Here is an 11,621-nt window from a genome sequence, read left to right on the forward strand (position 1 = left end):
CCATTAAGCCTTTCGGGTTTGTAGATATGCGAAATATGACAAATAGAAAGAAGAGATTATCTTGAATGAAATAATGCAATTAATAGAAAAGCTCTCTTGGGATGCTCCGGATGAAGAAAAATCAAATGCTAAGAAAAAACTAAAAGAGATTAATGATAAAGACCTTCATTTTTTAGTGCAGCCCTTAACTAAAGGACATTGGGATGGAGCTGCAGAAGTAATCGTTAGCTTAGGTTATCCAAGGGTACAGACTATACTTCCAGGATTACTTGAATGGATACAAGATTTGAACTGGCCAGGTGCCATGGTAATTGCAGACTTTTTAAAAACAATTGGCAGTCCACTAATTCCTTTAATAAGAGATGTTTTGCAACAACATTCAGACGATGATATTTGGATAGGATGGATATTTTCTCAAATAATTAATGAATGGTCTACAGAATATATAAATCAATTAAAAGAAGAATTAATTCTGATTTCACAAAGAAGAGATAATGATATCGAAGCATCGAGATTATTATTGAATCACAAGTTACTATCAAAGCAAGAAATATTAGCGAAATTAGAAGAGAAGAAAAACAATACGGAACTAGAACTTCACGAACTTATTGAACAGTATCCAAATGTAGATTGCGAAAAGCTTAATCGTGAATTTCGTGATCGTATTTTCAAACCAAATTTATCTAAAGATTTTTATGAGCGCAATTCAGAGCAATTTTCTTTTTGCAATAAGACATCCTATCTGAGAGTGTACTTGGATGATATTGATAGTTTTGTCGAGGAAGTGTCATACTTCGCATAACACCATATCTACACTGCGTCGCTATTCTCCTTGGTCTGCCGAGGATTTTTCGAGGAAGAGGAATCAGCAGACAACCCTGCAAGGCAAAGTGGCGAAGCCGCCCAGTCGCTGTCGCTCCTTTAAGCCTTTCGGGTTCGTAGATACAAGAACGTTAGATGAAATACCTGAAGTTAGAAAAAATTAGTAAAGGAAAGATTAAAATGTCCTTTTCAATTGAATTGTTTAGAGAACGTATTGATCGAATAGCCAATCGGATTAAAGAGTTAGGTGGCGAGGTTCAAGAAATAATAATTAAAGATCCAACTACTGAGGATCAAATAAAATTAGTAGAGCAGAAGTTGGGTGTCTTATTGCCTGTGAGTTTCAAACATATCTTATTAAATTTCTCCGCCGAATTTAGTTTTCGTTGGTTTTTTCCTGATGATCTTAAACTTCCTAATCAGTATAGAGAAATTTTCAGTGGAAGACCTAATTGGAGCCTTAACAAAATCGTAGAAATTGATGAAGGAAGGAAAGGATGGATAGAACATGTTTTTCCTAATTCAGAAGATAAGTATGATGAAGTGTGGCATAACAAATTAGCTTTTCTGGAAGTAGGGAATGGTGATTATTTTGCATTTGATTTAAGAGAAGAAGGAAAGTTTCCAATTGTTTATTTAAGTCATGATGATGGTGAAGGGCATGGATATATAATAGGTAATGATTTCATTGAATTTATGGATAACTGGTCGAGAATTGGTTTCGTTGGATCTGAAGACTGGCAGTGGTTGCCGTTTGTTAAATCAAAAGAAAGTGGAATAGTACCTGAAAGTGATTCAGCAAATGAGTTTAGAAAATTAATAGAATTAAATCTTTAAAAGAGAAATTGAGTTTAATGTATGTCGAAGAAGTCAGGTACTTCATCTAACAACATATCTACGCAGCGTCGCTAACGCTCCTTGGTCTGCCCGAGGGTTTTCGGAGAAGATGGATCAGGCAGACAACCCTGCAAGGCTAAATGGCGAAGTCACCCTGCGCATTCGCGCCTTAAGCCTTTCTGATTCGTAGATATACAAACGTAAGATGAAATCAGCGAAAACCTTAAAGATTAATTATAAATAACTTTTCCTTGCAGGAGGCCTGTTCAATGGTAAGAAACAAATTCAAACAATGGGCTGAAAGCAGTATTGAACAGTTAAAGGAAGAATTTATTTCTACTGAATTTGTAAAGCATAAAATTGGTGAGAGTCTTGTTCCTAACCCATCGACAGGAGTAATACATGAATCAGAAAAATGTCTTGGTCAGGTTATTGTTTGGGAATCATGCCAAATGGAATATGAGGTTATAAATATTGGAACCGAAAAGATGATCCTTTGGAAGTATATCGAGGAGATATCCCCTGATACTGACTTTACTGATTTATTGAAAGAGTATTTTGAAGTATTACAAACCGGAATCAATAAAAAGAATACTCAATTATACAAATAGAGATTATTTAATGGTATATCGAATAAGTCGCTGACATCCTATAACACCGTATCTATGACGCGTCGCTTACGCTCCTTGGTCTGCAGAGGATTTTTCGGAGAAGTGATCAGAGCAGACAACCCTGCACTTCCTAACCGCGTCGTGGCCAGTCGCTACTTTCCTTTAAGGCAGTGAGGGTTCGTAGATACAAGAACATTATAAGAAATCAGCGTAAACAAATAAAAGCAGTATGGAGGATCGATCGATGATGTTTGAATACATTACGCACTATTACAATGGTGTACCATTTAGAAGTCTGTCTGCACTTTCAAAAACAGAAGCTATGAAAGTCATGGAAGAACTATGTGATGACACGCCTATCTTTGAAAGATTCAAAGAACCAGTTCAATATTGGGAGAACCGATTAGAAGCTGAGAATTGGTTACGAAACGGATTTAAAGAAAAAGGCGGAGTACCAAAAGATAAATATCCATTTTATACTGTCTTGGGGACAGCAGATTGGATAGAGAGTTACGCTTCGAGTACGGGATTAGATGTAAATTTACTACGAATTCCGTTATCTATATTTAGTGAAAAAGATGTAAGTTTTACATTACCAGATAGTATGGTTTCATTTTGGATTGGAAGAGATAAACCTGAAGAATATTACAACGCTAAATATCATGGGAGGGTTTTTACATTGTCAGAAGTAAAGTCTATGATGACGACGAATGATATAATGAATAACCTTGAATCAATGATTCCTAAAGGAACGATCCCTTATGTTGAAGCACAGATCTGGAATCATGAAATTGCAATGAATTTCTATAATAATCAAATGTTAAACCTTAAATAATTAGAGATAGGAATAGATTATGAAAGAATAGTCGATGAAGGCACTGACTTCCTAAAACACCATGTTCACGCATCGGGGGACAAGTCCCCTCGGTTCGGCAGAGGGATTTCGGGGAAGTGGATGCAGCTGGACACATCCGCACCGACTAAGCGCATAGTGCTCGGGCCTTAGGCCCTTAAGTCGGTGGGACGTCGTGAACACATAAACGTTATCGGAAATCTGCACAAATAAGGAGTTCACAATGAAGAAACTTGTTTTATCAGTTATTACAATAATTTTAACAACCATAGCAATTGTTATGTTTATATATTTTTATCCCAAGAAAGTTAATATTAATGCACAAGGTATAAAATACAGATTAGGAACTGAGCTTTTAGAGTCAGAAAAACTTGTAAATGTAAATATTGAAGGAAAGTTGTACAAAAACATCTTCGGGGAAAGAAAATTTGAAGGTACTATAGACATAGCGGGTGAAGAAATACCTGTTCCATTAGATCAGAGAAAATTAAATATACTAATTACAAATGAAGGAGCGGGTGTCATTAATTATCCGTATTTTACATATCGAAAAGATAATGGTGCAACAAATGGTTCGCATACTTACCAGTATGGAACTTTAGTGTTCAATAACGATTTCACTAATGTAACAATATTAGTTTCAGATCAAAATAAATCAAAGGATAACAGCGGTATTGGATGGAATTCGGAGAGTGGTCAAATGATAACAGCTCCAGCCAGTTGTAGAATAGAAGCAATTAGTATAACCAATGAGATAACAGAAAAATTTTTAAAAGGATTAAAATTAAAGTGAATAAAATAAGTGTTAGAACAATCAGGATGGCACAGACATCCGATAACAGCGAATTCAGGCTGCGGACCTTTCGGTCCTTGGTCTGCATGAGGTGATTCAAAGAAGTGGATCAGCAGACAATCCTGAAAGGCTAAGTCTTCGACCCAGTCGCTGGCTCTCCTATAAGCCTCTCGGAATCGAGAATACTGAGGACGTTATGCGAAACCAGTGCGAGAAAGGAAAATCAAAAATTGATTATTCTAAGACTTACTAAAGATTTATTAAAAGATATGAAAACAACTTCAATTGAAGACATGAATGTGCCTCCGCTTTTAAGTTGGCATGTAAATATCTATAACTTAAACAAACGAAAACACATCGTTTTTGTAAATGATCTAACTAGATTAACTGTAATCATTGATGGAATAAGAACAGGACAGTTAGAGCGTTTGAAAGAGAAATTCTTGGTGATTCTCCAGGAATATTTGCTCCGAGAGGGAGTTAAGGAGGATTTGATCAATACATATTTAGAGTTTGGTGCGGAAGTAGTTATTTCAAAGACAAATAGTAGAAGTGTATTAGGAACAATGAAGGAAGTTACGTTTTTTATTGATGATGATTTTAGTGACAATATTAAACGATTGAAGTGGTTGAATAGAATAATACATAAACCAATAGATTACAAGAAACCAATAGATTATTTTAAGGAATCAATTAAAGATCATATTAACTTCAACACAGTGTGAATGTAAACTCAGGAATGCACTGGTATCGGATAACACCATGTGCATGCTTCGGGGCAATCGCCCCTAGGTTCATGCACACAACAACGTTATATGAAATCCAATGCAAGTGAAATATAAAACTCAAACTAATTCAATGGAGGAGTATTCATGGAAGCTAAAATGAATCAAAGACATGGAATGTTACTGGTAGGTATGGCATGTGACGTTACGCTAGAAGACGTACAAAAAAGAGTGACAATTAATCTTGCTGAACAGTTTATGGCTAGAAAATCTGAAATAAAGAATATCATTAATACAAGAGAAGTATTTGGATTATCAACTGATCCGGAGAATTATAATCCTGAAACCGATAAATTTGAATACTTTATAGGAGTTGAGGTTTCTGCAACTACAGAATTGCCAAAAGATATGGTCTATAGAGAAGTACCAAAGCATGAGTATATTGTATTTACCTTTAAAGGACCTGCAGAAAATGCGGGTCAAGTTCACAATTACCTATATACAACATGGCTTAAAAACAATGAATACAGATTAGCAAATCAATACAACATTGAAATATATGATGAAAGATTTAAAGGGCCAGAAGCAGAAGAATCAATAACAGATATATATTTTCCTATTGTTAAGAAGTAAGGATGTGTGGGCAGATCACTGATAGCATAGGACATCACATAACACGATGCACACGCTTCGGGCCATTCGGCCCTCGGTCCGGACCGACAACCCTGCACTGCCTAACCGCGTCGCGGCCGGTCGCTATCGCTTCCTTGGACGGCAGATATGCTCTTGTACATCGAGGGTTTATTTGGTAATTTCTGCTGCGAAGTTGAGCAACTAAAATGAATATATGGAATTATTTTGCACCTTTTCATTCGTATGGTTCGTATTGGTTATAGGAGGTATGAAAAATGAAGCTCATGTTTCGAGATCGGTTCTTTAGCAGTGGGGAAACGGAGATTTTCAGCGAATCACAGAAATTGTTAGGTACAATGGATTTGCGGAGTGCATTCACGTCAACTGTGGATGTGTATGACCAGACGGGGGCGATTCGCTGCTCGGGTCGGTTTCCGATGTTGTCTAATAAATGGGAAGTAACAGGTCCGCATGGTGAGTCACTGGGCCTGCTGCGTGAGCGAATGACGTTATTCTCCAAGAAGTTTACGTATGAAACGGATGGACGGGGCGAGTATGATATCACCTCAGAGGCCTTTTCCAAGGAATATGAAATATACGATATGCAAGAGCGGCTCGTAGCGAAATTCGAGCAGACCAGCAGTTGGTTCGAATCAGGAGCGTATTGCTTGGATAACCAGTCATCCCGACTTGACGATTACGAGCTCGTGGCCGTCATTATGGGAATGCATGAAATTCAGCAGCGGCATCATCATTAAGATTAAAGAGCGGATAGAAGGCGTTCTTATATATGTGTAGACAACTCCTCATGGATTATAGCTGTGAGGAGTTTTTTTTATCATAGAGCGTCACCAACAAAGAGATAAACGTATAGCGAAACATGCACTGTTTTCCTGTGGCTTAATCGTAATGAATATTCCGTCAGGAGTAAAATAAACAGAATGAGGTGTTTTAACACCTGCGGCTTTAATTAAATCGTGAATCGTCTCCTCATTGTTTTTTGAGGCTGCTTCCTTCATTTGTTGTGCGTATCCAGGATTATAAGCAATCGTATGCAAGAGATGGGTCATTTCCGCCGCAGGTACAAGAAATTGCTGCGCAGAGTATTTGAATTGATCTACATTAGCAGGATCAGTTGAAGGCGTTGGCCTTTGATAGTAGCCAGGATAAGGATAATAATACATTGGGGGATACTCCTCTCCAAATAATCACTAGTATATGGCCCAAATAACATTATGTTCCCTTGCACGATTACGAGTTCGTGGCCGTCATTATGGGAATGCATGAAATTCAGCAGCGGCATCATCAACACTAAGATCGAAGGGCGTTCTTCCTCCATTGCGAGGGAGCGATGCCCTTATATTGTTTGAACAGCTTGGTAAAATAGTTCGGATTTCCGCATCCGATGCGCTCGGCAATTTCAGTGACGGTAAGATCGCTATCTTGCAGCAGTCGCTCGGCTGCATTCATGCGAACAAAGTTGATGTATTCGATCAGCGTCGATCCAGTCGTTTTCTTGAACGTTTTGCAGAAGTGATAAGGATTCAGGTTCACAATCGAGGCGGCTTGCTCCACCGTAATTGGCTCTTGATAATGGGAGTCGATATATAGCAGAAGCTTTTTGAACCGATCGACATTTCTCGAATGACGGTGAAAAGGAAATACATGTGACTTTTGACTATCAGCTCATGCCCGCGCTGCTTCCCTTCGAATTCTTGAATCACCTGCTCCAACACGGACTTGAACACCCCATTCGACGTATTCGTGTAGCGAAGCATAATGGGGAACAAGAGACTTCCATCCAGATAAGGCGCGATATAGACGGCATGCATCGAATCTGTTGCCTTGTTGGATTTGAGCAGGGAGGCATTAAAGACTATGGCATAGTATTCTAATGGACCTGCGCATGCACTGTATCCGACATGAAGTGCGCCTGAGGGGACGATAACGATGTCTCCAGGTTCTGCTTCAAAGGGTTTGCTGTCGATATGAAACATAGCTCGACTCTCGATCATCAGTAAAATTTCGAAATGTTCATGCCAGTGCATATATAGTGAAGGGGCACCTACATGGGAAGGCTCCTGTCGGATCCTGAAGATGTTAATCGGATAAGAGGGATCGCTAAAATAAGTGTGTTCGCGCAATTCTTGAGGATAGGTCATCGTTCAAGCTCCTTATCGCAAAATAGAACCGAAAAAGCACAAGATTGTATAGAGAATTATCAAATTCGCGGCGTTAAAATGGGTTTATGCAATTCACTATACTCAATTTAGGAGTGGTAGACAATGAAGGGAAGTAATCATTTTTTGCGTATAGGTACCTTGGTCGGCGGGCATGACGCTGTTCGTGTGATTCCGCAAATTTTACCCTATGGGTTTGAGTCCTTAGTCTTACATTCTGGCAGTCCACGGGGGACATTGATCTGGTAGAGACGGCGAAAAGAGTACGTGAGATCGTGGATGAACATGGTGTTGTAATTTCAAGTCTGTGTGTATTCGGAAATCCGCTGACAGCCGAAGGAGACAATGCCGATACGTTAGCGAGCTGGGAGCGGGTCATTGATCACGCGCATTTGTTCGGTGCCGAAGTCGTAAGCGGTTTTACAGGCAGGCTAACAGATCAACCGATTGATGCTTCCATTCCCCGCTTTCAGGTAGTGTTCAGCGAACTAGCACAACGTGCCGACGATCGCGGCGTACGGATTGCCTTTGAGAATTGCGATATGGGTGGCAACTGGTGGAAAGGCGACTGGAACATCGCACATAACCCGCAAGCTTGGGAAATGATGTTCAATGCGGTTCCGGCTGATAATATCGGTCTGGAGTGGGAGCCTTGCCACCAGATGGTAAGTTTGATTGATCCGATTCCACAGCTGCGGAAGTGGGCAGATAAAATATTCCATGTCCACGGCAAGGATGCGACCATTGCTTGGGACATCGTGAAAGAACATGGCATTCACGGTCCCAAAGAATTCGTATGGCATCGGACACCTGGATTCGGTGATACGAACTGGACAGATGTAATAACCATCTTGCGCCAAGCGGGGTATCAAGGAACGATCGATATTGAGGGTTGGCATGATCCGGTCTACCGGGATGAGCTGGAAATGACGGGACAAGTTCACGCATTACATTATTTGAAACAGTGCCGCGGCGGTTCTTTTGTGCCGAACCCGGTATAGAAGCGGGGGGTTGGGATGCAGACACAGTCCTATCGAGTCGTTGTCGCAGGTTGCGGTGGAATGTCTCACGCTTGGGTGAAGGAAGTAATGAAGCGGCCAGATGCTGAGATTGTTGCGCTGGTAGACCTCTATGCAGAGAATGCTCAGAAGATCAAGGACACGTACCAATTATCGTGCGGATTATATACGGATTTGGAGCATGCGATTACAGCATCGAAAGCCAATCTCGTGTTGGATGTAACGATACCAGACAGTCATTTTCATATCAGTACGACAGCAATGAAGCAGGGATGTTATGTTTTTGGCGAGAAGCCGATGGCGGCTTCGATGGAACAAGCGCGAGAGATCATCCAGGTGGCAGAAGTGACTGGGCGGACGTTAGCGGTGATGCAGAATCGACGGTACGATCCGAATATTCGCGCGCTGCGCGAATTGATCCGACAAGGGACAATCGGGAAGCCCGGGATGATCAATGCAGATTTCTTCTTAGGCCCTCATTTCGGTGGATTCCGCGATGTAATGGAGAGCCCCTTGATCCTAGACATGGCGATCCATACCTTCGATCAAGCACGATTTATACTCGGTGCAGACCCGGTTTCGGTGTACTGTCACGAATTCAATCCGCCAGGTTCTTGGTATCAAGGCAATGCCTCCGCCATCTGTATCTATGAAATGTCGGACGGCTCGGTGTTCTGTTACCGAGGTTCATGGTGTGCGGAAGGCGCGGCAACATCCTGGGAAGCTGATTGGCGGATTACGGGTGAGAAGGGAACTGCCATCTGGGACGGAGCGGGAACACCGTATGCCGAGGTGGTGTCTCCCGGTAATCAGGAAGGCCAGTTCATGCGGGAGATGGTCCGCGTGGAAGCACCGTTCCTGTGGGACGGAAACACGGGGCATGCAGGCTGCTTGGATGAGATGTTCCTGGCTCTGGAACACGGGCGCCGTGCCGAGACGGATTGCCGAGACAACATACATAGTATGGCGATGGTGCTGGGTGCCATAGAGAGTGCGAAGAGCGGACAGAAGATATTCTTACCACATCAGAAAGTATAAGTTTTTGGCATGCAAAAACAACTTTCTGATTGGCGATAAAACCTACCCTGCTTTCGAAGCGAGTTTTGCAAGCAAAACTTGTAGGTCACTCATCTTCGAAAGGCCGAGGGTAGAGGTTTTCTCATAAATGTAGACAACTCCTCATGGAATGAATCTGTGAGGAGTTGTGCGTTGTTTCTTATGCCCTTGTTAGAATAAGTTAATAACTCAACTTTCGGTGACATAAGAAACTTTTCGTAAAGGTAGACTAAAAACAAGTTTAGGTTATCCATAAATCTTCACCATGTGGAAAACCGTAATTAGGATGAAGTTACTCTTAAAGAAGTCTATAATAAAACTATCTCATCCAAAGGAGCGAAAAACATGCAGACCATCGCAGGAAAAGTGGCGTTAATTACAGGAGCAGGGCGTGGAATTGGACGTGCAACAGCAGTAGCTTTTGCGCAAGAAGGTATTCACGTAGGTCTTGTTGGACGTACGCTTGAAAATTTACAACAAGTAGCAGAAGAACTTAAACAGTATGATGTGAAAGTAGCAATCGCTGCAGCGAATGTAGCGGATTTAGACTCGATCACCACAGCGGTTGAATCAATTCGTGGCGAGCTTGGTGCAATCGATATTTTAGTAAACAATGCCGGCATTTCAAAATTCGGTAGCTTCATGGACTTAACCCCTGAAGAATGGACCAATATAATCGATGTCAACGTTAAAGGTGTGTACTACACAACACGTGCGGTATTACCGGAAATGATAGAACGAAACACAGGCGACATCATTAATATCTCATCAACAGCTGGTCAAAAAGGTGCTCCAATTACTAGTGCATACTCGGCTTCAAAAGCTGCTGTTATTGGGCTCAGTGAGTCTTTAATGCTTGAAGTGCGTAAGAAAAATATTCGCGTTACAACGTTAACGCCAAGTACGGTTGCAACAGATATGGCTGTTGAGCTAAACTTAACAGACGGCAATCCAGAAAAAGTGATGCAAGCAGAAGATTTAGCAGAATTAATGGTTGCACAGCTAAAACTTCATCCACGTGTTGTATTAAAACATGCTGGACTGTGGTCAACGAATCCTTAATAGAACTATTCGAATTATCAAGACGCTATCCGATGTATTTTGGATGGCGTCTTCTTTGTTTAGAATAAAAAGATTTAAAAGGGGTACTGCCAACCCGTGTTATATGGTGATTTTACTCATTATGGGTTGATTTGAAAACAATATTGATTGGGATACAAAGCCAAAGCCACTCCATTGTTGCAGGAGTGGCTTTGGCTTTATATATTGCTGTATTTTTTCTGGTCACTAGAAAAGCAGTTGCGGAAATGGTACTTCACGAAGGAAGTCCAGTCGAATTAATCTTCAAACTACATGATAAATTAAATCATCTTGTAATATATGAGAAGTTAGGATTTAGCAGAGAGTAGACCGTTGATTCCATATATTCAACCGTTTTACGTTTATACTCTTGATCGCAGCTTTCACGAATATTCCCCACGACACACCTCTATTTATAGTCGATTGTCATTGGAACGCTAGCGAATCCAATTACATAAAATATCTAGTCGATAATGGGGATGGGCAGCATGCCGGTCGATTCCAGATCTAAACATTCTCGTATATCGATTGCCCCATGCAGAGACAGCGAAATGAATGATATGGAGGGTATAGAATGGGTGATTTCCAGAAGGATCTGCAAAACTTGAAAGTCGGCCAGTTCAATTCGACGGGGATGGCGAATACGTCGGGTCAGACCGGTCCGGGGGATTCTCGGTTATGTGTTGGCATTTGCTTTTTTTGCGTCGGCTTTTGCGGCGGCGGCGGTTTTTGCGGCGGCGGTTTTTGTTCATGCAGCAACTGTTCCCGCTGCAGCAGCTGCTTCCGCTGTAGCAACTGCGTACGTTGTGGAAGTTGCGCTCGCTGCCGCTAAGTACCGAAAAGGCCGCTTGGTGATCAGTAAAAGGAATGTCCCTGCAGATGTCACGTTCTGCAGGGCAGTTCCTTTTTTAATATCAGACATGACGGACAATCCGCTCTACATAACATAAAAAAGAGGGGAAAACGAAGCCCTGCGTACAATATGGTTTTGCCTCCGGCAAAACCTAAGTTT

General features: G+C 41.3%; 16 protein-coding genes. 12 read left to right on the forward strand and 4 right to left on the reverse strand.

What is annotated here, in order from left to right:
• Positions 1-61: 61 nt before the first annotated feature.
• The 8 genes from AC3WU2_RS05010 to AC3WU2_RS05045 all read left to right on the forward strand — a co-directional run bounded on the left by AC3WU2_RS05010 (position 62) and on the right by AC3WU2_RS05045 (position 6,032).
• On the forward strand, positions 62-802 hold the full coding sequence (locus AC3WU2_RS05010) for a DUF5071 domain-containing protein (RefSeq protein ID WP_492451828.1): 741 nt from the start codon (positions 62-64) through the stop codon (positions 800-802).
• A 155-nt stretch (positions 803-957) separates the two neighbouring features.
• Positions 958-1,659 (forward strand): SMI1/KNR4 family protein, encoded by a 702-nt coding sequence (locus AC3WU2_RS05015; protein ID WP_492451830.1) that lies wholly within the window; start codon positions 958-960, stop codon positions 1,657-1,659.
• Positions 1,660-1,928: 269 nt separating this feature from the next.
• Complete coding sequence (locus AC3WU2_RS05020; RefSeq protein WP_492451832.1) at positions 1,929-2,270, forward strand: immunity protein TriTu family protein; 342 nt, start codon at positions 1,929-1,931, stop codon at positions 2,268-2,270.
• Between the two features lie 244 nt (positions 2,271-2,514).
• A complete protein-coding gene (locus tag AC3WU2_RS05025) occupies positions 2,515-3,105 on the forward strand; it encodes a hypothetical protein (RefSeq protein WP_492451834.1) in 591 nt (196 codons plus the stop codon).
• Between the two features lie 241 nt (positions 3,106-3,346).
• Positions 3,347-3,916, forward strand: coding sequence for a hypothetical protein (locus AC3WU2_RS05030; RefSeq protein ID WP_492451836.1), 570 nt, complete (start codon positions 3,347-3,349; stop codon positions 3,914-3,916).
• 230 nt (positions 3,917-4,146) lie between these two features.
• Positions 4,147-4,641, forward strand: coding sequence for a DUF6933 domain-containing protein (locus AC3WU2_RS05035; protein ID WP_492451838.1), 495 nt, complete (start codon positions 4,147-4,149; stop codon positions 4,639-4,641).
• Between the two features lie 147 nt (positions 4,642-4,788).
• Positions 4,789-5,274 carry a GyrI-like domain-containing protein gene (locus AC3WU2_RS05040; protein WP_492451840.1) on the forward strand — a complete coding sequence of 162 codons (486 nt, stop codon included), beginning with the start codon at positions 4,789-4,791 and terminating at the stop codon, positions 5,272-5,274.
• Between the two features lie 275 nt (positions 5,275-5,549).
• Complete coding sequence (locus tag AC3WU2_RS05045; RefSeq protein ID WP_492451842.1) at positions 5,550-6,032, forward strand: LURP-one-related family protein; 483 nt, start codon at positions 5,550-5,552, stop codon at positions 6,030-6,032.
• A gap of 90 nt (positions 6,033-6,122) precedes the next feature.
• Here the strand turns inward: AC3WU2_RS05045 and AC3WU2_RS05050 are convergent, their stop codons facing one another.
• From AC3WU2_RS05050 to AC3WU2_RS05060, 3 genes are all read right to left on the reverse strand, one after another.
• Positions 6,123-6,458, reverse strand: a complete 336-nt coding sequence (locus tag AC3WU2_RS05050) for a YuzC family spore coat inner layer protein (protein WP_492451844.1) — start codon at positions 6,456-6,458, stop codon at positions 6,123-6,125.
• 127 nt (positions 6,459-6,585) lie between these two features.
• The gene (locus AC3WU2_RS05055) at positions 6,586-6,849 is read right to left on the reverse strand and encodes a helix-turn-helix domain-containing protein (RefSeq protein ID WP_492451846.1); all 264 of its coding nucleotides are present in this window, start codon (positions 6,847-6,849) and stop codon (positions 6,586-6,588) included.
• A complete protein-coding gene (locus AC3WU2_RS05060; RefSeq protein ID WP_492451848.1) occupies positions 6,825-7,436 on the reverse strand; it encodes an AraC family ligand binding domain-containing protein in 612 nt (203 codons plus the stop codon). Before AC3WU2_RS05060 ends, AC3WU2_RS05055 begins: the two co-directional genes overlap by 25 nt.
• A gap of 293 nt (positions 7,437-7,729) precedes the next feature.
• On the opposite strand from AC3WU2_RS05060, the gene AC3WU2_RS05065 reads away from it, so the two are divergent.
• The 4 genes from AC3WU2_RS05065 to AC3WU2_RS05080 all read left to right on the forward strand — a co-directional run bounded on the left by AC3WU2_RS05065 (position 7,730) and on the right by AC3WU2_RS05080 (position 11,441).
• Positions 7,730-8,455, forward strand: a complete 726-nt coding sequence (locus AC3WU2_RS05065; RefSeq protein ID WP_492451850.1) for a sugar phosphate isomerase/epimerase family protein — start codon at positions 7,730-7,732, stop codon at positions 8,453-8,455.
• A gap of 15 nt (positions 8,456-8,470) precedes the next feature.
• A complete protein-coding gene (locus AC3WU2_RS05070; protein WP_492451853.1) occupies positions 8,471-9,511 on the forward strand; it encodes a Gfo/Idh/MocA family protein in 1,041 nt (346 codons plus the stop codon).
• A gap of 363 nt (positions 9,512-9,874) precedes the next feature.
• The gene (locus tag AC3WU2_RS05075) at positions 9,875-10,591 is read left to right on the forward strand and encodes a 3-ketoacyl-ACP reductase (RefSeq protein ID WP_018759383.1); all 717 of its coding nucleotides are present in this window, start codon (positions 9,875-9,877) and stop codon (positions 10,589-10,591) included.
• A 652-nt stretch (positions 10,592-11,243) separates the two neighbouring features.
• Positions 11,244-11,441 (forward strand): hypothetical protein, encoded by a 198-nt coding sequence (locus AC3WU2_RS05080; RefSeq protein ID WP_492452195.1) that lies wholly within the window; start codon positions 11,244-11,246, stop codon positions 11,439-11,441.
• Here the strand turns inward: AC3WU2_RS05080 and AC3WU2_RS05085 are convergent.
• Positions 11,358-11,531: a hypothetical protein gene (locus AC3WU2_RS05085; protein WP_492452213.1), complete on the reverse strand. Its 174-nt coding sequence runs from the start codon at positions 11,529-11,531 to the stop codon at positions 11,358-11,360. The two genes, AC3WU2_RS05080 and AC3WU2_RS05085, sit on opposite strands and share 84 nt — an antisense overlap.
• Between the last annotated feature and the right edge of the window lie 90 nt (positions 11,532-11,621).

Source organism: Paenibacillus sp. EB106-05-06-XG162, assembly GCF_058791655.1.